The sequence below is a fragment of the Pseudoalteromonas shioyasakiensis genome (assembly GCF_024518675.1).
Classification (GTDB): Bacteria; Pseudomonadota; Gammaproteobacteria; order Enterobacterales; family Alteromonadaceae; genus Pseudoalteromonas; species Pseudoalteromonas shioyasakiensis_B.
Genome location: NZ_JANIGL010000003.1, coordinates 228,934 through 251,204, shown reverse-complemented (window position 1 = coordinate 251,204; position 22,271 = coordinate 228,934). Strand labels below are relative to the sequence as shown.

General features: G+C 40.8%; 21 protein-coding genes. 10 read left to right on the top strand and 11 right to left on the bottom strand.

What is annotated here, in order from left to right:
- Position 1 precedes the first annotated feature (1 nt).
- From NQT69_RS10575 to NQT69_RS10550, 6 genes are all read left to right on the top strand, one after another.
- Complete coding sequence (locus tag NQT69_RS10575; protein ID WP_256827641.1) at positions 2 to 457, top strand: ApeP family dehydratase; 456 nt, start codon at positions 2 to 4, stop codon at positions 455 to 457.
- A complete protein-coding gene (fabG, locus tag NQT69_RS10570) occupies positions 457 to 1,182 on the top strand; it encodes a 3-oxoacyl-ACP reductase FabG (RefSeq protein ID WP_256827640.1) in 726 nt (241 codons plus the stop codon). Before NQT69_RS10575 ends, fabG begins: the two co-directional genes overlap by 1 nt.
- Positions 1,182 to 2,411, top strand: coding sequence for a beta-ketoacyl-ACP synthase (locus NQT69_RS10565; protein ID WP_256827639.1), 1,230 nt, complete (start codon positions 1,182 to 1,184; stop codon positions 2,409 to 2,411). The genes fabG and NQT69_RS10565 overlap by 1 nt, the downstream gene beginning before the upstream one ends.
- Before the next feature lies 1 nt (position 2,412).
- Positions 2,413 to 3,216 carry a MipA/OmpV family protein gene (locus NQT69_RS10560; RefSeq protein WP_256827638.1) on the top strand — a complete coding sequence of 268 codons (804 nt, stop codon included), beginning with the start codon at positions 2,413 to 2,415 and terminating at the stop codon, positions 3,214 to 3,216.
- 1 nt (position 3,217) lies between these two features.
- Positions 3,218 to 3,649: an excinuclease ABC subunit A gene (locus tag NQT69_RS10555; RefSeq protein WP_256827637.1), complete on the top strand. Its 432-nt coding sequence runs from the start codon at positions 3,218 to 3,220 to the stop codon at positions 3,647 to 3,649.
- 67 nt (positions 3,650 to 3,716) lie between these two features.
- Positions 3,717 to 5,018 (top strand): DEAD/DEAH box helicase, encoded by a 1,302-nt coding sequence (locus tag NQT69_RS10550; protein WP_256827636.1) that lies wholly within the window; start codon positions 3,717 to 3,719, stop codon positions 5,016 to 5,018.
- Between the two features lie 66 nt (positions 5,019 to 5,084).
- Here NQT69_RS10550 and NQT69_RS10545 read toward each other — a convergent pair whose 3' ends face one another.
- Complete coding sequence (locus NQT69_RS10545; protein ID WP_256827635.1) at positions 5,085 to 6,695, bottom strand: NAD(P)/FAD-dependent oxidoreductase; 1,611 nt, start codon at positions 6,693 to 6,695, stop codon at positions 5,085 to 5,087.
- A gap of 167 nt (positions 6,696 to 6,862) precedes the next feature.
- On the opposite strand from NQT69_RS10545, the gene fdxA reads away from it, so the two are divergent.
- Entirely contained in the window at positions 6,863 to 7,186 is a 324-nt protein-coding gene (gene fdxA, locus NQT69_RS10540) for a ferredoxin FdxA (protein ID WP_256827634.1), read from the top strand.
- A gap of 140 nt (positions 7,187 to 7,326) precedes the next feature.
- The gene (locus NQT69_RS10535; protein WP_256827633.1) at positions 7,327 to 9,558 is read left to right on the top strand and encodes a carbohydrate binding family 9 domain-containing protein; all 2,232 of its coding nucleotides are present in this window, start codon (positions 7,327 to 7,329) and stop codon (positions 9,556 to 9,558) included.
- A 105-nt stretch (positions 9,559 to 9,663) separates the two neighbouring features.
- Here the strand turns inward: NQT69_RS10535 and NQT69_RS10530 are convergent, their stop codons facing one another.
- From NQT69_RS10530 to NQT69_RS10510, 5 genes are all read right to left on the bottom strand, one after another.
- Entirely contained in the window at positions 9,664 to 10,452 is a 789-nt protein-coding gene (locus tag NQT69_RS10530; protein ID WP_256827632.1) for a hypothetical protein, read from the bottom strand.
- Positions 10,453 to 10,526: 74 nt separating this feature from the next.
- Positions 10,527 to 11,495, bottom strand: a complete 969-nt coding sequence (locus NQT69_RS10525) for a Solitary outer membrane autotransporter beta-barrel domain (protein WP_256827631.1) — start codon at positions 11,493 to 11,495, stop codon at positions 10,527 to 10,529.
- Positions 11,496 to 11,590: 95 nt separating this feature from the next.
- On the bottom strand, positions 11,591 to 13,189 hold the full coding sequence (locus NQT69_RS10520; RefSeq protein WP_256827630.1) for an AbgT family transporter: 1,599 nt from the start codon (positions 13,187 to 13,189) through the stop codon (positions 11,591 to 11,593).
- 77 nt (positions 13,190 to 13,266) lie between these two features.
- Entirely contained in the window at positions 13,267 to 13,590 is a 324-nt protein-coding gene (locus NQT69_RS10515; protein WP_256827629.1) for a hypothetical protein, read from the bottom strand.
- An 8-nt stretch (positions 13,591 to 13,598) separates the two neighbouring features.
- Complete coding sequence (locus NQT69_RS10510) at positions 13,599 to 13,856, bottom strand: DUF3081 family protein (RefSeq protein WP_256827628.1); 258 nt, start codon at positions 13,854 to 13,856, stop codon at positions 13,599 to 13,601.
- A 143-nt stretch (positions 13,857 to 13,999) separates the two neighbouring features.
- On the opposite strand from NQT69_RS10510, the gene NQT69_RS10505 reads away from it, so the two are divergent.
- Positions 14,000 to 15,280 carry a flavohemoglobin expression-modulating QEGLA motif protein gene (locus tag NQT69_RS10505; RefSeq protein WP_256827627.1) on the top strand — a complete coding sequence of 427 codons (1,281 nt, stop codon included), beginning with the start codon at positions 14,000 to 14,002 and terminating at the stop codon, positions 15,278 to 15,280.
- Between the two features lie 103 nt (positions 15,281 to 15,383).
- On the opposite strand, the gene NQT69_RS10500 is transcribed toward NQT69_RS10505, so the two are convergent.
- The 5 genes from NQT69_RS10500 to NQT69_RS10480 all read right to left on the bottom strand — a co-directional run bounded on the left by NQT69_RS10500 (position 15,384) and on the right by NQT69_RS10480 (position 21,600).
- A complete protein-coding gene (locus tag NQT69_RS10500; protein WP_256827626.1) occupies positions 15,384 to 16,604 on the bottom strand; it encodes a type III PLP-dependent enzyme in 1,221 nt (406 codons plus the stop codon).
- Between the two features lie 367 nt (positions 16,605 to 16,971).
- Positions 16,972 to 17,775, bottom strand: coding sequence for a DUF1338 domain-containing protein (locus tag NQT69_RS10495; protein ID WP_256827625.1), 804 nt, complete (start codon positions 17,773 to 17,775; stop codon positions 16,972 to 16,974).
- 37 nt (positions 17,776 to 17,812) lie between these two features.
- Positions 17,813 to 19,294 (bottom strand): succinylglutamate-semialdehyde dehydrogenase, encoded by a 1,482-nt coding sequence (astD, locus tag NQT69_RS10490; protein ID WP_256827624.1) that lies wholly within the window; start codon positions 19,292 to 19,294, stop codon positions 17,813 to 17,815.
- Positions 19,295 to 19,311: 17 nt separating this feature from the next.
- Positions 19,312 to 20,346: an arginine N-succinyltransferase gene (astA, locus tag NQT69_RS10485; protein WP_256827623.1), complete on the bottom strand. Its 1,035-nt coding sequence runs from the start codon at positions 20,344 to 20,346 to the stop codon at positions 19,312 to 19,314.
- A gap of 48 nt (positions 20,347 to 20,394) precedes the next feature.
- Positions 20,395 to 21,600, bottom strand: a complete 1,206-nt coding sequence (locus NQT69_RS10480; RefSeq protein WP_256827622.1) for an aspartate aminotransferase family protein — start codon at positions 21,598 to 21,600, stop codon at positions 20,395 to 20,397.
- 193 nt (positions 21,601 to 21,793) lie between these two features.
- Between NQT69_RS10480 and NQT69_RS10475 the strand changes: the two genes are divergently transcribed.
- On the top strand, positions 21,794 to 22,222 hold the full coding sequence (locus tag NQT69_RS10475; protein WP_087531560.1) for an Lrp/AsnC family transcriptional regulator: 429 nt from the start codon (positions 21,794 to 21,796) through the stop codon (positions 22,220 to 22,222).
- Positions 22,223 to 22,271: the final 49 nt, after the last annotated feature.

Genomic DNA, 22,271 nt, shown 5'->3' with positions numbered 1-22,271 from the left:
GATGTCTGTGCACCCAATTGAAACTATTTTACCTCATACTGCACCCATGATTTTGATCGATAGCTTAGATAGTTACGATGAAAATACAGGAATTTGCTCAGTCACTATTACGCCACAGAGCAACTTTTATAATGCAGATAGCCAAAGTGTCGCAAGCCATGTAGGCATTGAGTATATGGCGCAAGCCATCGCAGCTTACGCCAACGCTAACCAAGTTGATAATGGTGCAAAAGTCGAAATTGGCTTTTTAGTGAGTAGTCGTAAGTATAAGATGCACTGTAATCGTTTTGCTTTAAATAGCACATTAACGATAAAAGTAGAAAAATTATACAGCGAAGCAAACGGTTTAAGTGCTTTTGACTGTAGCATTAAGCAAGCGGATACCCTGTTAGTAGAAGCAAAAATTAATGTATTTCAACCTGAAAACCCAGAACAATTTTTAGCGGAGCAAATGTAATGTCAAGACGAGTATTAGTAACCGGTTCAAGTAAAGGAATTGGTAAAGCAGTTGCTCTACAATTAGCTAAAGATGGGTTTGATATTAGCCTGCATTGCCGCTCCGGTCTTGCGGCAGCAGAGCAAGTTAAAGCTGAAATCGCTGCGTTAGGTGTAGATGTTGATATTTTGCAATTTGATGTAGCAGACAGAGCATCAACAAAAGCAATTTTAGATCAGTACGTTGAAACCCATGGTGCTTTTTATGGCGTTGTTTGTAATGCAGGGATCACCGCAGACACTGCATTCCCAGCGATGACAGATGAAGAGTGGGATAGTGTAGTACACACTAATCTAGATGGTTTTTATAATGTGTTGCATCCACTTGTTATGCCGATGGTCAGAACGCGTAAGGGTGGGCGTATTGTTGCCATGTCGTCTGTGTCGGGTGTAGCAGGCAATCGAGGACAGGTCAATTACAGTGCCTCTAAAGCGGGTGTCATTGGCGCATCTAAAGCACTTGCGGTTGAACTTGCAAAGCGAAAAATTACCGTTAACTGTGTCGCACCTGGTTTGATTGATACCGGAATGACTGACGATCTCCCAATTGCTGAAATGACAAAAATGATCCCAGCAAACCGCATGGGTAACCCAGAAGAAGTGGCTGCGGCGGTTTCGTTTTTAATGTCTGATGGGGCCAGCTATATTACCCGTCAAGTACTTCAAGTTAATGGTGGTATGGCGTAATGAAACGAGTTGTTGTTACTGGTATGTCATCTATCACCGCGTTAGGTGATAACTGGTGTGATTTTAAAAGCGCATTGGTGGCGGGTAAAAATGCGGTCAAACGAATGCAGGAATGGGACTATATTGATGGTTTAAATACCAATCTTGCAGCCCCAATAGAAAACTTTAGCCGACCTGCCCACTATTCACGTAAAAAAGTTCGCTCCATGGGCCGCGTGTCGTTAATGTCGACCTTAGCCACTGAGCGTGCTCTTGAGCAAGCCCAGCTACTTGACCACCCAGCATTAACCGATGGCTCGACTGGGGTTTCATATGGCTCATCGATTGGCTCTACGGCACCTTTGGTATCATTTGGCCGTATGATGGACACCGGCTCAATGAATGGTGTAACAGCCACCAGTTATATTCAAATGATGGCGCACACAGCCCCAGTAAATGTTGGCGTGTTCTTTGGTATTAAAGGGCGAGTAATTACAACAAGCTCGGCCTGTACATCCGGCTCTCAAGGTATTGGTTACGCATTTGAAGCGATAAAGTTTGGCCGACAAAAACTCATGGTTGCAGGCGGTGCAGAAGAGCTGTGTGTTACAGAAGCTGCAGTGTTTGATACCTTATATGCAACTAGTACACAAAACGATAGCCCTGAATTGACGCCTAGGCCGTTTGATAAAAAGCGTGATGGGCTGGTGATAGGTGAGGGGGCATCTACGTTAATTTTAGAAGAATATGAGCATGCTAAAGCCCGTGGTGCAACCATATTAGCCGAAATAGTCGGCTTTGGTTGTAACTCTGATGGTCAACACGTTACGCAACCAACATCAGCGACAATGCAAATTGCTATTGAGATGGCATTACAAGATGCGAATTTATCTGCTGAGCAAATTGGTTATGTTAACGCGCATGGCACATCAACGGACCGAGGTGACATTGCTGAAAGTCAGGCCACCTTTAATGCCTTAGGTGCTAAACCTATTAGTTCGTTAAAGAGTTATCTTGGCCATACCCTAGGCGCCTGTGGTGCGATAGAAGCGTGGGCAAGTATTAATATGATGGCAGATAATTGGTTCGCACCAACAATTAATTTAACCGAGGTCGATAGCGAATGTGCGCCTTTGGATTATATTACTGAGCAAGGCCGAGAAATACATACCGATTATATAATGAGCAACAACTTTGCATTCGGTGGCATTAATACATCATTGATTTTTAAGCGCTTTAAAGGTGAGTAGTGTGTCTCGGTTGGCGTTATTGTTGTGTTTTTTTAGCTCGTTGAGTTTTGCCGCATCTAAACTCGAAGTGGGTGGGGGTGTGTTTGTTGCTGATATTCCCCACTATTTAGGTTCAGATCAAAGTGAACAATACATAATGCCTGTGCCTTATGTTCGTTATCAAAGTGATGAGTTAGATGTGGACCGCAATAGCTTTACTGGTTACTTATGGCATTTTGATAATGTACACCTAGATATATCTGCTGGAGTTAGTTTAGCCGTTGACAGCGCAGATAACCAAGCTCGAGAAGGCATGGATGATTTAGATTGGGTGTTTGAACTTGGGCCTTCGCTAAATTATTACTTTAAAGGTGATCCCCAAGCGGCAGAACAATTTTATATTGGCTTATTCACTCGTAAAGCTATGGCAACTGATTTTAGCTCAGTGACTAACGTCGGTTGGCGTTATGGCCCGAGTGTGTATTATGAGAGCCCTGTGCTTATTACGCCAACGTATGAAATTACAACCAGTATACGAGCAAATGCTAATTTTGCCGATGACCGTTACTTTAATTATTATTATGGTATACCTGCATTAGATATGCATAATACACGCTCTGAGTTTAATAGTCAGTCGGGCTATTCTGGCGCTGATATTTCGCTGGGGCTTAATTTTGATAGTAAAAAATATTGGCTAGGTGGTTTTATTAAATATCATCATTTAGCCCAAAGCAAACAGCAACGTAGTCCCTTAGTGAAACAGGATAGTAATATCTCGTTTGGTTTTGGAGTTGCATGGAAGTTCTATACCAAAGAAGGAATATAAAATGAAATTAATGACAAGCTTATTATTAGCTACCTCTTTGTTAACAGTGAGTGCGGTTGAAGCACGTGACGATATAGGTAAATATCCTATTCAATCACTGTTAGAAACAAGTAAAGCCAAAAGTGCGCTATTAGATGTGCCTCTTTACTTTGCTGATCAAAGCTATGGTAGTGAGAGCAGTAAATACGGTGAAGTGATCACTAATAAAAAAACTAACGCATTTAATAAAAGTGATCGCGAAGCGTGCGAGTGGGTCATGCTTAGTGCTTTAAAAGCACTACAAGAGCGTGCCATTAAAGAAGGAATGAACGCCGTTGTTAATATTCAGTCATATTACAAAAAGCGTGAGTTTGTAAGTAGCACTGAATATGAATGTGGCGCCGGGACAATCATGGCAGGCGTTGCATTAAAAGGCACTTTAGTTAAGTTATAACTAACTGTTGTCACATAATTGCTGTATAATTTGCGACCCTTGATAATGTGGCCGTAGGTTATACAGCATGAATTTTAAATCTTTTAGTTTTGCCCCTGAGCTTCTTCAGGCGTTAGATGAACTTAACTATCACACCCTCACGCCCATTCAACGTGGTGCTATTCCAGCAGTGCGCAAAGGCAAAGATGTTTTAGCCAGTGCCCAAACCGGGACAGGTAAAACCGCTGCATTCTCATTGCCAATTATTCAAAAACTGTTTGAAGTAGAGCAGAGCCCTACAAATGCGCCTCGTGCCTTAGTGTTGGCGCCTACTCGTGAACTTGCTGAACAAATCGCAAATAACATTAAAGACTTTGCTAAATACACTTCACTTAAAACAGTGTGCTTATTTGGTGGGGTAAATATCGCGGGCCAAGCTAATGGTCTAAAAGAGGGGGTTGACATCGTTGTTGCAACGCCAGGGCGTTTACTTGATCATATTCGTCTTGGTAACTTAAGCTTAGCAAAAGTCAATCACCTAGTACTAGATGAAGCCGATCGTATGCTTGATATGGGCTTTATTACTGATATGCAAACAGTAATAAACGGTTGTGCTGAAGAGCGTCAAATATTACTGTTCTCAGCTACTTTCCCTTCGGCAATTAAACAATTTGCCAGTAAAGTATTAAAACAAGCTGAAATTATTAGAGTGGATCAAACCAACAGTACCGCTGCGACCGTTCACCACGTGGTTTACCCTGTGGAAGAGCGTCGTAAACAAGAGCTGTTATCTGAGCTTATAGGCAAGAAAAACTGGCAGCAAGTTCTGGTGTTTGTAAACATGAAAGACACGGCTGATGAATTAGTAAAAGAATTAAACCTTGATGGTATTCCAGCGGCTGTTTGCCACGGTGATAAAACTCAAGGTAATCGTCGTCGTGCATTACGTGATTTTAAAGAAGGCAAGGTTCGTGTTTTAGTGGCAACGGAAGTCGCAGCCCGTGGTATTGATATTGATGGTCTCCCTCGCGTGATCAACATTGATCTTCCTTGGCTTGCTGAAGATTACGTTCATCGTATTGGCCGCACAGGGCGCGCAGGTAATCAGGGCCAAGCAATTTCATTTGTAAGCCGTGAAGAAGAAAATATGCTTTTTGAAATTGAAACGTTAATTGGTCAAAAAATTAAGCGAGAATATCTAGCTGGCTATGAAGTCAGTAATCGTGAAGTGCTTATCAATAAAATAGGTAAGAAACCATCTCACCTTCGCCGCACGCGTAGTAATAAGCCATCTGGGCAAGCAACCGGTGAAGCAAGAGCTAAAAATCGCTCACGTATTTCGGGTGTACGTAAGTCACTTAAGGGTGAAAAACTAACGCTTAAGAAATAACACGCAGTTACTTTAAAGCACAAAAAAGCCTGATAAGTTCAGGCTTTTTTGTATCTATAAGTGCCTTTAGCTGTGTTTTTCTAACATTGATAACGCAAGCGCCTCTGCCACTTTAATACCATCTATACCCGCTGATAAAATACCGCCCGCATAACCTGCACCTTCTCCTGCAGGGTATAAACCTTGAGTATTAATACTTTGTAAGGTTTTATCACGTTTGATACAAATGGGTGAGGATGTGCGTGTTTCAACACCAGTCAAAAGGCCGTCGTTGGTTGAAAACCCACGAATTTGTTTATTAAATGCAGGAATGGCTTCACGGATTGCATCAATAGCGAAACTTGGCAGAACTTTAGCTAGATCAGTCAGTTTAATACCCGGTGTGTATGAAGGTTTTACATCACCTAAATCACTTGAATCTTTACCTTTTAAGAAGTCGCCAATTAATTGCGCTGGCGCATCATAATTACTGCCACCGAGAGCATAAGCTTGTTCTTCAAGTTTACGTTGTAAGTCAATTCCAGCTAGCGGGTGGCCTGGAAAGTCTTTTTCTGGAGAGATACCAACAACAATTGCACTGTTGGCATTACGTTCATTACGCGAGTACTGACTCATACCATTGGTAACGACTCGACCTTCTTCAGATGTTGCAGCTACTACAGTACCACCAGGACACATACAAAAGCTGTATACGGTTCGGCCATTATCACAGTGATGCACAAGTTTATAATCTGCTGCGCCTAAAATTGGGTTTCCTGCGTTTGGACCGAAACGGCATTCATCAATCATAGATTGCTTATGCTCAATTCTAAAACCAACCGAGAACGGTTTCGCTTCAACATAAATGCCTTTGTCGTGCACCATTTTAAAGGTGTCGCGGGCACTGTGACCTACAGCTAGCACCACATGCTCAGTATCAAGCTGTTCACCGGTAGAAAGCTTTAACCCTTTAACTTGGCCATTATCAAGTAAGATGTCATCAACACGGGTGCTAAAACGAATTTCGCCGCCAAGCTCTTCGATGCGAGCGCGCATTTTTTCAATCATGGTAACCAGTTTAAATGTACCAATATGTGGTTTGCTTACATATAGAATTTCTTCTGGTGCGCCGGCTTCAACAAACTCGGTGATCACTTTTCGGCCATAATGTTTAGGATCTTTTACTTGGCTATAAAGTTTACCGTCAGAAAACGTGCCTGCACCGCCTTCACCAAATTGAACGTTAGATTCAGTATTCAGTGTACGTTTACGCCAAAAACCAAATGTGTCTTTGGTCCGTTCACGGACTTCTTTACCACGCTCTAAAATAATAGGCTTAAAGCCCATTTGCGCAAGCACAAGACCGGCAAATAGACCGCATGGTCCAAAACCAATCACTACTGGGCGATGTGTTAAAATAGCAGGGGCTTGGGCGACAAATTTATAACTTGTGTCAGGGGCCGACTTTACATGCTGATCTTTACTAAATTTAGCCAGCAGTTCATCTTCATTGGCGACGCCTATATCAAGCGTGTAAATAAGTAATATAGCGGTCTTTTTTCGAGCATCATAGCCACGTTTGAACACATTAAAGCTTTTTAACCGTTCTTTTTCTATGCCTAGCTTAGTTAAAATAGCCTGTTCTATGGCATTTTCGTCATGATCGAGCGGGAGCTTTATTTCTGTTAAACGTATCATATTTTTTCTCTGTAGGGTGTCTTAGCGATAACTTACTAGCTATGCTCACAATAGTGCATTATTTTACGTTAAATTAGCCAATGATGGCAGTGATTATTTATTGTATTTTTGCTGTGGTTGGGTATGATCTTGCGCTGTTCATATATAAACCTTAGGTAAGCGTAAACATGGCATTTGTAGTCACAGAAAATTGTATCAAGTGTAAATACACTGATTGTGTTGCTGTGTGCCCAGCTGATGCTTTTTATGAAGGACCTAATTTCTTAGCTATTAGTCCAATTGATTGTATTGATTGTGGCTTGTGTGTACCTGAATGTCCCGCTGAGGCAATTTACCAAGAAGATGAACTTCCTCAAGACCAACAAGCGTTTACTGAATTGAATGCCGAGCTTGCGTTAGTATGGCCGCGAATAACCGAGATAAAACCAGCTCCCAATGATGCCGAACAATGGAATGGTGTAGTAAATAAACTAAAATTACTCGAAACCTAACTCATTTTGTAACTGATTACTGCGAAATAACTATTATTTTTAACATTTTAGCTATAAAAGTGTTAACAAACGTACCTGACTAAATTACAATCCTCGGGTTAATTTACTCCTGCTGAGTAATCGAACCTAAATGGATGTTTATGCAGTATAAAAATTTAATAATAAAAACCCTTTTTTATATTTTTGTGGTTTATTGTAGTAGCAAGGCTTTTGCACAAAAACAACACTTTGACTTAGCCCATCTAGAACAACCAATTGATCTTGACGGACAGCTCTTAGAGCCGCATTGGCAAGATGCTACTCGGATCCCATTAATCTATCAAAATGAACCCAATGAAAAGGGGTCGCCGCCTGTTAAAACAGATGCTTATTTGTATGAAGATGGATCACATTTGTATGTTGCATTTATGGCTTATGACGACAACCCTGAAAATATCCGCGCTGCACTTCGCGATCGTGATACTTTGTGGACGGATGACAATGTTGCATTAATGATTGACACCTTTAATGATGAAAGAACAGGCTATGAGTTTTACGTAAACCCATTGGGTGCGCAGGGTGATATGCGTATGACAGATACCGATGGCTGGAGTGAAGACCCATCGTGGGATGCAATCTGGGACAGTGCAGGACAAATAACAGACCAAGGTTATGTGGTTGAGATGCGTATTCCTTTTACTGCATTACGCTTTCCTAAAAATAAAGCGGATATGACTTGGAGTATCGCTTTGTGGCGTAACTTTCCGCGTGATGTTATGTATCAGCTGTCAAATGTCGGCTTTGATCGGGATGTAAAATGCAGTTTTTGTCAATTTGATAAAATAACAGGCTTTAATGCAATGGAGCCCAGTAAAAATATCCAGTTAACGCCTACGTTGACAGCGCTAAGACATGACATAAAAGATGCAGTGCCGGGAGATTGGCAAAGTGGTGATATCGATGCCGAAGCAGGATTAGATTTACGCTGGGGTATTAGCCAAGACGCCGTTGTAAACGCCACTATAAACCCCGATTTCTCACAAGTGGAAGCAGATAGTTTAGAGCTCGATGTAAACACCACTTATTCAATCTATTATGCAGAAAAACGGCCATTCTTTTTAGATGGTGCTTCTTATTTTAAAAGCAGCCTATTCGAATTACTGTATACCCGGACAATCGCCGAGCCTGAAGTAGGCGCTAAGATAACCGGTAAAACAGATGCGCATAGTTATGCATTTATGTATGCAGATGATGAAAATACCAGTATTTTATTGCCAACTAATCAAGGCTCTGGTTTTGCAAATTTAGCTGAAAAATCCAAGTCGGCGGTGGGGCGATATCAGTATGATATTGGTGAGCAAGGCACCATAGGTGTTACCACTACACATCGAGAAGCTGACAATTACCATAATACAGTTTTCTCACTTGATGGCAGTTATTGGTTTAATCAAAGTGACAGTGTTCTATATCAAGTCGCTAATTCAGATAGTAAAAATTCACAATACTTAGTTGAAAACTATGGCCTAGAAAGCCAACAGTCAGATCACGCTTTTGAGGTCGAATTTAGCCGAGAAAAGCGCGATTACAAACTTCTTGCCAGCTATGAAGATATAGGTAAAGACTACCGCACTGACTTAGGCTACCAAGCACAGGTTGATTATAAAAAAGTCACACTCGGTGGTGGCCAGAGCTGGTATTTAGACGCAAACGAGATGGTTACTGAATATTCTTACAATGTTGATTGGGATAAAACCTGGGCACAAGATGGCAGTTTGCTTGAAGAAGAATACGAAGGCTATGTATTTTTAAAAGGGCAAATGCAGTCATTTTTAGAGGTTGGTTTTGTCCATAGAAATGAAAATTACTACAATAATTTTTATAATCAAAATATCGGCTATATCTGGGGTGGCTTTAACCCGAGCAAAGACATCACGTTAAATTTATATACTGAGTTTGGTAGTAAAATTGATTACAGCAATGAGCAACTTGGCGACCTATTTACACTAGAGCCAGAACTAACTTGGGATATAAATGATCACTGGCAAGTTCAGCTAGAGCATAGCTATAGCCGTTTGAATAACCCGCAGGGGGATAATGTATTTACCGCGAACCTGACCGATTTACGAATTTATTATAAATTCAATATGCGCTCGATGCTTAAACTTATTTTGCAATTTGAAGACATCGATCGCAACGAAAACGCCTATTATTATGCGGTAGATAAAATAAATCGCGATTATGGTAGCCAATTGGTGTATTCGTATAAAATCAATGCGCAAACATTATTTTATTTAGGCTATTCAGACAAAGGTTACCAAGATGATTCACTTAAAAATATAGAACGTGATCAACGTACTTTTTTCACTAAACTTAGCTACGCTTGGCAGCTATAGTAAAGTTGTAATGAAGATTCAACACCATGACATAGGGCGCCTTTCATCATGTTAGATATTCAGACTGTTTAATTTACATAGCAGTCTGAATTCTCATGTTTTAACTTATAAATTGCGTAAATAGGCTTCTACAAATTGAGCTTGGTTAGGTGCTTTGGGCGCTGTTTTAAAGTGAATTAATGATTCTGTATGGCGAAGTTTTAATTCATCAGTAAATTCACACTCTACTTTGCTAAACTGTTGTGCAACGGGTTTGAACTCGCTGCTGCTTTGACAGTGTTTTGCTAATGAGTTAGCGATTTGTCCACAATAAGCGCCGATGGCATAAGTTTGTAATAAACTATCTTCAATTCCTTGCCAATTAACTGTTGTTATTATCTCGCCACCGCATTGTGTTGCAAAGCGTTGTTGTGCTTTTTCTAGTGCTTCAGCTGAATTTGCAATGGCTTTATCTCGGTTGAATTTTGCAAACTGTGCTTGCGTATTTTCCGCTAACTGAGCTTGATATTGTGCATAGGTATCTTCAGATATTGCTTTATTACGTTTATCTTTAAGCTCAGATAAATAAATGGCATTACGTGTGTCAGGCAAATATAAAGCATAATTGCAGCACGCATAGCCTTGCTCACGAGTGACAAGCGCACGTTGTTGGCCGTCAAATGTGTATTTGTACGCTTTAATACTACCATGAGGTAGTAAGTCGGTAAGAAAAACAACTTCATCAATAGGGTGGTTTACACCAACGACTTTGATCAGCGCTTGGGATTTATCGAGGGTCTCGACAATAGTAACTTGTTCGCCGCTTGAGGACTCTAAAACTATTGGGTATTTTTGCAACTCTAACGCGAATGCACAATGGCAAAAAACAGTGAGAAGAATAAGTAATTTTTTCATGACTAAGTCCTTTTAGAATAATTTAATCAATATTGTAGCAATCCTTGTGGTTAAAATGAATACGTAGATCTTTATTAAATTTCATTAAAATAAATAGCAATTGTACCACCGTCTAGGGAGCTGCCATTATTGATGTTTATACCTATGCCAAAGTTGTCAAACCAATCGGTCCATTTTGAAACATCCCAAAGCACGCCAAACCCGTATTCATAAAAATGGTCGGTACCAAGGGGGGGTCGACTGTCGGCGCCTAAATCTACCCGTTGCGCTTTTACGTAAAATGATTGCTGGAAGTCATAGATTTTCAACATGTTAAAATTAGCTTTAATCCCGTTATTGGTTTGCCAGCTTTCGGGTCTGACGGAATCAAGTTGCTGTGGTTGTGATAATGCCCAGCCATAGTAATAACTGAACTTTAATTTATATTCGTAATAGCCCCAGTGACGCGGTAATCTGTATATTAAAGAAGCCGTTGGGTTTAGCATTAAGGCATTGCTTTGTATATTTGTATACAGGCCATCAATCTGAGGTTTTAGCTCAGCTTGGCTTCGTTCAGAGTTATAGTTGTAGTCATTTTCAAAATGCATTAAATGTGAGTTGATGCGCAATCGATAAAACCATTTTGAGCTTATAGGCTTTTCAAAACTTATGCCTATCATGGCACTGTGCATTGAATCTGTATCGCTGTCTGCAACGATATCTTCAAAAAAGCGTATGTTTTGGCGTTGCTTTAAATAACTAATTTGGCTGTGTAAGGTGCTTTTATAACCCCAAAATTGCGGAGTTAACTCATAATCGTAGGGGATGCTGTACAACGAAAGTTGATGCCTGAGGTCAATTATTCCGTCATCGTTTTCGGGCTTATGTGAGGAGTCAAAAAAGCTTTTTGGGTCAAAGTTACCATAACCTAAGGTAATACTATCGCCATCAGTTAAGACAAGTGCGGTGGCAAATGATGATTCCAGCTCTTTAGTTGCATTAGCATATGCAATTTGAGAAAAAACCAATAAGGGTAAAACACTGTAAAAGCCGATGTGAGACATAATATAAATAAAAGCTAGAGTTTCAAATATTATATATAAAAACAGCAAGATATAAAATAATACCAGCGATTGCTGGTATTATTTTCAAACTAAGATCAAGGAGTGTAATAAATAGGTGAGCCAGGCCCAACAGGCATACCTAATACAAATACCCATAAGTAAAATAGGGCCACCCAGCCGACAAAAAAGATCATACTATATGGCAACATGGTCGCGACTAAAGTACCAATCCCCATATCTTTTTTGTATTTAGTTGCTACCGCTAATATTAAGCCGAAATAACTCATCATTGGGGTGATCAAGTTAGTGACAGAATCACCAATACGATACGCTGCTTGAATTGTTTCTGGCGCATAGCCAATCAGCATTAGCATAGGCACGAATATTGGGGCTGTAATTGCCCATTGTGCTGATGATGAGCCTAAGCTTAAATTAACCAAGGCACACATCAATATAAACAGTACAAAAATTTCTGGCCCAGTGAGGTTGAGTGCTTGTAACAACGCTGCGCCATTGATGGCTAAAATTGTGCCTAGATTCGTCCATTTAAAAAATGCCACAAATTGTGCTGCAAAAAAGACTAAAACGATATACATGCCCATTGAGCTCATACTTTTACTCATGGCATTGATCACGTCTTTATCGTTCTTCATAGTGCCAACAATGCGGCCATAAACAAAGCCTGGAATTGCAAAGGTAACAAAAATAAACACCACTATCCCTTTAGAAAAAGGTGAGTGCTGGAACCCTCCGGTCTCTGGGTGCGCTAATATAGCGCCTTCAGGCACTATGGTCCAAGCCAACAGTAAGCCAATTAGTAACAATGAAAAGCCTGCCCATTTTAAGCCTGACTTTTCACGAGCGCTCAGACCTTGAATATCGCTACTTGGTAAGTCGTCACTGGCTTCATCTGGGTTGTATTTGCCAAGGCGTGGCTCAACGATTTTTTCGGTGACTAAGGTGCCTAAAACAGCAATTAATAATACTGAAATCATCATGAAGTACCAGTTAGCTTCAGTACTTACCTGATAGTTAGGATCAATCATTTGTGCTGCAGGTGTAGTGATGCCCGCCAGTAATGGGTCAATGGTGCCCAATAATAAGTTGGCACTGTACCCGCCTGATACCCCAGCAAATGCCGCAGCTAAACCTGCAAGTGGATGACGACCAAGGCTGTGGAATATCATGGCTGCGAGCGGTATCAATACTACATAACCCAGTTCTGAAGCGGTATTTGATAATATGGCCGCAAACACCACCATAAAGGTAACCAAACGTTTTGAAGCACCCATGACCATACCACGCATAGCGGCTGACAATAACCCTGAGTGCTCTGCAACACTGACGCCTAATAAAGCAACGAGTACAGTGCCAAGCGGCGCAAAACTGGTGAAGTTAGTGACGAGGCCTGTGACAATTCGTTGTAACCCTTCAGCACTTAATAAGCTTACAACTTCAATAACGCCATCTGGATCGCGACCAGCTGAGCCGATTGGACGTGGGTCAATGGCACTTAATCCAAACCAATCAGCAATACCACTGAACACAATAATAGCCACACAAAATAGTGCGAAAAGGGTGATTGGGTGGGGCAACATGTTCCCCAAAAACTCGACGGTTGCTAAAAACCGGTTGAATAAACCTGATTGTTTTTCTGCGTTGGTCGAGTTTGCAGTGTCGACAGCTTTTGACATAGCAAAGTTCTCAAAATAATAAAATTGCCGCAACTTATCATTTTTTACAGCATCTATCACCTATAAGCGACAGTTTGCTAATCAGGTACGTTAAATGAGGCCTCATTGATTACTCCCTTAAAGAGAAGAGGGTAGCGCCTGAGTCGATTGCCAATATAGTCATCAGCCATTATTTGCTCACAGATTTGTTGCACATCATCAGTTGCCTCAAACACCCAGTCAAAACGCTCTATGGCTATTAAAAAACCGCGTTTTAGGAACGGTTGCTGGCGGTATTCATTCAAATTATTACGGATGATTGCAAGTTTGCTCGGATCGGCTTGCAAAGCGGCAATGACTCGATTGATAAATAGGGTATTTCGAGTCGGTGTTGTTCGTCTGCGGCGTTGTGAACGTGTCACCTTGGATCCTATTTCTCATTAATTATATTGCTGAGCTTCTGTAAAAAGTCATCTTTATGTTTATCGTGTTCATAATCTAAGTGATAGGTGTTGTGAAAGCCAAATCTAAGTAGTACGCCACTGCCTTTAAGATAAATAGTATAACCATCAATATCAGAAAAGGCGGTTACACCTTGGTAAAGCTTACCATCGGTAGTATTTTCACCGTGTTGGATGATACGTTCATACGCGGATAATATGTGTTTTCCATCAATTTCGTTTTTCATAATACCTCCTGACAATACAATACGAATGCTATTTATATTTGGTTTAACTATGGTTTAAAATTTAAATTTTGCCTATAAATATTACTTTGAAAATGAGTCGAATTAACCTATTCTCAAAGCTCAAATTTCACTGAGTTATGATTATGATGGATAAAGCGTTACTCCTTAAAACACGCGAATTATCAGACCGTTTAATCGCCCTGCAAACACCTATTAGAATTTTAGATGCTATCAATTGGGACAAGCATGTTAAAGAGGAATTCTTTAAACAAAAATGTCAAAAAAATCCACTGATTGATAAAGCGTATTATCAACAGCGCGACTTAGGCTTTGTACCCAGTGAGTTACGTCAGGCCTTTTCAGATCTCAACCGTAATATTATTAGCCAATTAGGGCAGTTAAACCCAATAGCTCAATATATGAGTAAAATGTGCACTGAATACAAAACCGTGCTGAGTATGATTGAGTACCGCGGTACGGGTGAGTTCCATGATCTATCTGTCGAATTATTTGGTCATCCTAAGGATTTATTTCATGCGGGTGAGCCATCTCTATCAGAGCTTGCAAACATGCTTGAAATGCCACTTAAAGATTTATTAGATGCCGACATACTCCCTGATGATCCGAAAAGTATTAGCGCTGAAGAAGCCGTGAAAATTTTAGCAGAACAAGTGAATACCAGTATGGCGGGCATTGATGTGGAGGTCATACTCAGTGATGGTATTGTTAGCGATGCTGCTGCTGGTGCTAATAACATCAAGCTTAATCAAGATGTTAAGTTTTCTCAAAGAGAGCTAGATATTTTGGAAGTGCATGAAGGCTGGATACATGTTGGCACCACACAAAATGGGTTAGCGCAGCCTTACTTAACGTGTTTGAGTAAAGGGACGCCAAGCTCTACGGTCACTCAAGAAGGCCTTGCTGTGCTAACAGAGATAATCACCCTTAAATCTACACCACGGCGTTTAGCAAAACTGGTCAATCGGATCCAAGCGGTAACAAAGGTGATTGATGGTGCAGAATTTATCGATATATATCGTGATTATGTAGCACAAGGGTTAAGCAAGGACGAAAGCTATACGTTAGCACAACGAGTTTTCCGTGGCAGTACTCCCACAGGTTTACCATTTACCAAAGACATAGCCTACATTAAAGGCTTTGTTTTAGTGTATAACCTAATCCGTGTCGCTATTCAGCTTGGTCGAATTGATCAATTACCGTTATTACTGGTGGGTAAAATATCAATTGATGACTTTAGGTTAATTTCACAATTGTATGAATTAGGCGTTATTGAAGAGCCAAAGTTTGTGCCGCCCCATTTTAAAGATTTACGAGGCTTAGCGACTTGGCTTAGTTTTGGTCGCTTTATCGGTGATTTGTCATTCGAGCAATTAGAAAATGATTATAAGCCGCTATTTTTATAGTGGAGAATTTGACTTTATCACGAATAAAAAAACGCAGTTGCAACAAGCAACTGCGTTTTATGTATATGCATACAAGCCAACGTATTCATAGTTGAGGAGCTATTTAGCCAGTTAAAACTTGGCTTTGTATTTGCTCATTTAATACAATCACTTCAGCACGTTTAAAAAAGTTAAAGTCTGTCGCCGTTGCCAACGTATATGCGCCCATCATACGGCTGATTATCAAATCACCGTTATTTAATTTAGGTAGCATAATTGCATCGCTGACTACATCAATGCTGTCGCACGTTGGTCCCGCTAACACTGATTCTACGCGCGCACCTTCTTGCTTTAAAGAGTCGATAGGGTACGCAGCTTCATCAAACATTAAACCACTGAAAGAGCCATAAATACCATCATCTAAGTAGTACCAAGGTTTGCCTTCGCGAACAGCTTGCCCCATGACTGATGCAACACTGGTTACGCAACTAGCAACAATAAATCGTCCCGGCTCTGCAATTACTCTTATTGTATCTGGTAGTTTTGCCAATGCATCGTTTATTGGTGCGCAAAACTCATCAATCGGTAACACATCTTTACTGTACGGTACTGGAAATCCACCGCCAATGTCCAAGGTGCTCAGCGCAGGTAAGCCTAATTCAGCAACGTTTTTAATCACTAGATTACACGCTTCAATAGCGCTGACGTATTTTGCTGGGCTTGCTGTTTGTGAGCCAACATGGAACGATAATCCTTTAATGCGAATACCAAGCTGTTTAGCATAGGTAATGATTTCGATAGCCATTGCTGGACTGCAGCCAAATTTCTTCGATAAATCAGCAAATGCATCGGCGTTGCGAAAACTTAAGCGAACTAAAATTTCAACGCTTTCTTTGTAAGCTATAAACTTCTCAAGTTCATTTATGTTATCAACAACAAATACATTACAGCCATATTCAAGGGCATCGCGAATATCAGCATCACGCTTAATAGGGTGAGTGTGAATAGTCCGTTCGCTTGGTACGCCTTGACTTGCTACTAAATCAACTTCACCACTTGTTGCTAAATCGAAGCTCGCACCTTCTTCAAGCAAAGTACGCACTACTGCTGCATGAGGTAATGGTTTTAGTGCAAAGTGCAAGGTAACGCCAGGTAATGCATTGCTAAGAGCGCGGTATTGACAACGAACAGCATCGCAATCTAACACCATCAGTGGTGCGCCATGTTGCGTGACTAATTGTTCAATAAGCTTGTTAGACGGTTGTGCAATTTCATCATGAATAGGTTGATTTGCCGCAACCGCTGCTGCAGGTACTTTGATTGTTACGTCAGTTGATAAAGCCATTATATTCTCCGAGTTGAGCAACCGCATTGGATCTATCCATCAGTCGGTTGAGTGTCATTAAGTGTGTCGAAGCCAATTATTTTGGTCTTCATACAGTCAAATTCACTCTTGGATAGTTGCTCTATTGCCTTGCTACAAACTAGGTTTGTAATGTACTCGGATTGGCTATCATCAAGAAGCGGCGTGATAATAAAGTCAGTTTTAAATTTGCGCAATAGTTTTTTTTAAAATAATTAAAAATGTTTTAGCTATTATATATCAGTGATTTTAGCGTTATTGATTGCGTTTGTTATGACTATTAAATTATTGATGAAAAACCTCACTTATAAAGTGAGGTTTGGTCTATATTTATTTTACGATGGTCTAACTAACGTGCGTTAGTACTTTCGAATATTTTATCAGCTGACGCGGCAACAAAGCCAGTGTAAAGTTTGCCATCAGGTTTGTTGTAACGTAGGGCAAACTCATAGAAACAGCTAGGTACACTCATAGTGCCATCACTAAATTCAACGGCATAATCATCAGCAAGCGTGGATGATTGCTCGAGTAAAACCTCAGGTGAACCTTTTATTTCACCGCCAGATGTATTTAAAGCAAAGCCTGCCTCCTTTAGGGCGTGGTTTACATCTTCAATATTATCAAATTTGGCTAGTTCATTAATACTCACTGTGAAGTGGTTAGCACGGTAGCCCCATGCTGACATCCATGCAGCATATTCACTTTCGCTTAGTAGTTTTTTATACGTATCAGAGCTTACTTGCCAATGGGGGCCTGAGTATAAGAAGTCATCCGCTGAGACAGTATCGGCGTCTATGTTTGCTACCATGTCATTGACAATCGTTTGCAGCTCTTCTGAGCATTTCTCAACGAGCAATTCAGAAATAAATACTTTGGGTTGTGTTGTGTCTGGATACTCATAATGTTTCGCATACAATTTTTTCGCTTCAAAATGGTACTCACCACATTCTTTATAGCCAATTGCTAGAAAATGGGCAGCCAGTTTTTCCAGACCTATTTTTTCATGATTGAAGGTACGTAGCGCAATATGGTCATTAATAACGTCATCTTTTTGCGTTGAGCCAAGTAATTCATGTACTTTAACGGCCGACGGTGTTACCTCGAGGTAGTTTTGCCATAAGTTGTCAAATAGCGTATTCACATCTGTATGCATTTTAATTCCTTAATTTTGTGACTGAGTTGTCTATTAATTATTCTATGATTAAGCCCGGCGCGAGGGTTGTTGGTAAACTAACGTGCTCGGCTTCTACTGATGAAACGGGGTACGAGCAGTAATCTGCAGCATAATAGGCGCTGGCTCTGTGATTACCACTTGCCCCAATACCGCCAAATGGTGCTGCACTAGAAGCACCAGTGATAGGGCGGTTCCAATTAACAATACCGGCACGAATTCGTGTTAAAAAATGTTGGTAATCTGTGGCTGAATCACTTAATAGCCCTGCTGATAGGCCAAAAGATGTATTATTAGCCTCTGCAATCGCGTTATCAAAGTCGTCATAACGGTATACTTTTATCAGTGGACCAAAATGCTCTTCATCTGGCATTGCCTTAATGTGGGTAACATCAATAATTCCCGGGCTGACAAAGCCTGTCCCAGACGCTAAGTGTTGCATTTCGACTAATGGCTTTGCACCTAAATCAATTAAGCTTTGCTGAGCTTTGAGCATGCCAAGTGCTGCTTGTTCACTGATCATCGCGCCCATAAAAGGTTGCTGCTCAGCAAAACTGTCAGCAACTAGGATATTTTTAGTCGCTTCAATAAGTTTTGCTAAAATAGCATCGCCATTTTTACTGTTTTCGATAAAAACACGGCGGGCACAGGTACAGCGTTGCCCTGACGTAATAAAGCCAGACTGAATAATATCGTGAGTCGCCGCGCTAATATCAGCTACATCTTTAATAATAAGTGGGTTATTACCGCCCATCTCCAATGCTAAAATTTTACCTGGCTGGCCTGCAAATTGTTTATGTAATAGATGGCCAGTGTTTGAGCTTCCGGTAAAAAATAAACCATCAATATCTTGGTGGCTAGCTAGCGCTTTACCTGTTTCAACCTCACCCTGAACTAGGTTTATTACCCCCTTAGGTAAGCCAGCTTTTAGCCATAACTCTAAAGTAAACTGCGCAACATAAGGGGTTAATTCAGAAGGTTTAAATACCACTGTATTACCCGCTAAAATGGCCGGTACAATGTGTCCGTTTGGTAAATGACCCGGGAAGTTATAAGGGCCAAATATAGCCACTACACCGTGTGGTTTATGGCGGATAAATGCCTTTGCGCCAGGCATTGGGTTTTCGGTCATTCCAGTACGCTCATTATGAGCCTTGATTGAAATGGCAACTTTGCTTGTCATTGCGCCTACTTCTGTACGAGTTTCCCACAATGGCTTACCTGTTTCTCGGGCGATGATGGTGGCAAACTCTTCGCTGTGTTCTTTTAACTGGGCTACAAAATTTTCTAAGATGGTGATACGCTGTGAGATCGGCGTATCTGTCCAAGAGTACTGGGCTTGGCGTGCCGCTTTAATTGCACTATCAACTTGTGCTGGGTTTGCAGTTGCACCTTGCCAAATAATCTCACCATTACTTGGGTTTACTGAATTAAAAGTGTGGCCAAGACCTGCTTGCCACTGGTTATTGATTAATTGTGTATTGAGAGATTCTGAATTCATACTATTCCTACTGAGGTTTACAGGCGGAAAAATCGCGCTGCATCCCCTTGTTTTAATTTAAGTGCGAGGGCAACGTCTTTGCTAACAATTAGGGTATGCTTAGCGTGATTATAATGGGCATGTTTAGTGAATGTGGCTCTAAAGTCACTCACGCCTTGGTTGCAAATCGCCAATGTGTCAGAGCTTTGCTCGTCTACATAATCGAGCTCACCGATAGAAATTGGACAGACCAATGATTCTCGTACACTGCGTATATTACCGAGCTTTGCTTCAACGGTAGGTCCTGCATCGAACAAATCAACGTAGCCGCGATGTTCAAAGCCTTCTTTTTCAAGTAGCTTAAGTGCAGGTTTGGTTTTTTCGTGTACTTGGCCAATAACAGCCTGCGCTTTTTGGCTGAGTAAATTGGCATAAATAGGGTATTTTGGCATTAACTCGCTGATAAACACTTTGTCGCCTAAGCCCACGAGATGATCTGCTTGAGGAAATTCAATACTAAAGAAGTGCTCTTCTAACCATTGCCAAAAAGGAGAATGGCCATTTTCATCACTGACACCGCGCATTTCGGCGATAATAGTATCGGCAAAGCGTTCACTGTGTTGTGCCATAAATAAAAACCGTGAACGAGATAAAAATCGTCCAGCGAGTCCTTTGCGGCTAGCTTCACGTAAAAATAAGGTACAAATCTCAGAGCAACCCGTATAGTCGTTGCACATGCTGAGTATATCAACTGTATTATAAACGTTTAGTGTACGAGAGTGATGAACGGTTTTGCCTAAGTGGTAATGATATAAAGGAACGTTCAGTCCAACCGCAGCTTCAATAGCGGTGGTACCAACAACATCACCTGTTTCACTGTCTTCAAGTACAAATAGGTAACTTTCATCGTGAGGCTGATTAATGTCTTTAGTAAAGCTATTTTCAGCGCGTGCGATTTTTTCTAACAAGAGTTGATCATCGACTGGAAGCGAGGTAAAACCATGGCCAGATTCAACGGCAATTTGCTTAAGTGCATCAAAATCATTTGCTGTTATAGGACGTAATACTTGCATTCTTTTACTCCATTAGCGCCCATGTATTTAACAGGGCGCTAAAATAGATTAACCTTTCACAACAGCCGCGACAGCCTTTTCAAAACGTGCTAAACCTTCTTTAATATCTTCCAATGGGATCACTAAAGAGGGTGTAAAACGAATCACATTAGTACCGGCTACTAAGCTCATTAAGCCCTGTTCAGTACTGGCTACTAAAAAATCTCGTGCTCGACCTTCAAATTTACTATTTAATACCGCACCTAATAATAGACCTTTCCCACGCACTTCACTAAATACATCATATTTTTCATTGATTGCTGCAAATCCATCTCGAAATACTTGTTCGCGCTCTTTAACACCGGCAAGTACTTGCGCTGTATTAACTGTATCAAAAGCGGCTTCGGCCACTGCACAAGCAAGAGGGTTGCCGCCATAGGTAGAACCATGTGTGCCGATTTTAAGGTGCTTTGCAATATCTGTTGTGGTGATCATTGCACCAATAGGGAAACCGCCACCGAGTGCTTTAGCCGTGGTTAAAATATCAGGTGTTACGTCTAACTCTTGATAAGCATATAAAGTGCCAGTGCGGCCAACGCCGGTTTGCACTTCATCAAAAATTAGTAATGCATTGTGCTTATCACATAAAGCCCGCACACCTTTGATAAACTCTGCTGTTGGCGAGATAATTCCGCCTTCACCTTGTAATGGCTCCATCATCACAGCACAGGTGTTATCACTAATTAGTTTTTCAAATGCAGCAAGGTCATTGTAATCACAGTGATCAATAGCCGCAGGTTTCGGGCCAAAACCATCTGAATAAGCAGCTTGTCCACCGACAGTGACGGTAAAGAATGTGCGGCCATGAAAGCCTTTATTAAATGCAATTATTTGTGTTTTATCTTCACCGTGTACATCTAAGGCAAAACGGCGAGCAAGTTTTAGTGCGGCTTCATTGGCTTCGGCGCCAGAGTTGGCAAAATAGACTTTGTCAGCGAATGTCGCGTCGGTTATTTTCTTAGCTAAACGAAGCGCGGGTTCGTTGGTCATAACATTTGATAAATGCCATATTTTTTCGCCTTGTTCTTGCAAAGCACTTACCAGGGCAGGGTGACAATGGCCTAAACAGTTAACAGCAATACCACCGGCAAAATCAATAAACTCTTTATCATTTTGGTCCCATACTCGCGATCCAACACCGCGAACTGGGATAACTGCAGAAGGGTTATAGTTAGGAACCATGACATCGTTGAATAAATCTCTTGTAACTTGCATTTGTCGCACCTTTAATAAAACAGAAAAATTGATTGTTTAACGAGTTAATTGTTAATCACAATCAAATAAAATTGCCGTAAGCGGCTAAATTGTTTTTATTGTTCTATTATCTAGCTTCGTTAGTTAAATTTGCAGTGCTAAATTGTGTAAAATGATTATAATAAAAGTCATATTGATGAATTAGGTTGTCAAAATGATTAGTAAGCAAGATGAAAAGTTACTCGCTATTTTACGAACCAATGCGCGAGCAAGTATTTCTGACCTAGCGCGAGCGTTGAACTTATCGCGCTCTACTGTACAAAGTCGAATGTTAAAATTAGAAGAAACGGGTGTCATCAAAGGTTACAGTGTTGACTACGGTGAAGCCTATTTAAATGCCATGGTTGCGGCCCATGTGTCTATCAAGGTTAAACAAAAATTGACGACCAAAACGAATTTGGAGCTTAAACAAATTGATGCTATTTCTCAGCTATACGCGATTAGTGGTGAATTTGATTTAATCGCCGTTGTACAGGCACAAAACTTAGAAAAACTGAGTCATTTACTGGATGATATAGGTAACCTCGATGGGGTGGAAAGAACCACTTCATCTGTTATTTTAGAAACCAAATTCAATCGTTAATTGTATGATATTTATAACGCCTGTGGGCTGTATTTGAATTTAAATACAG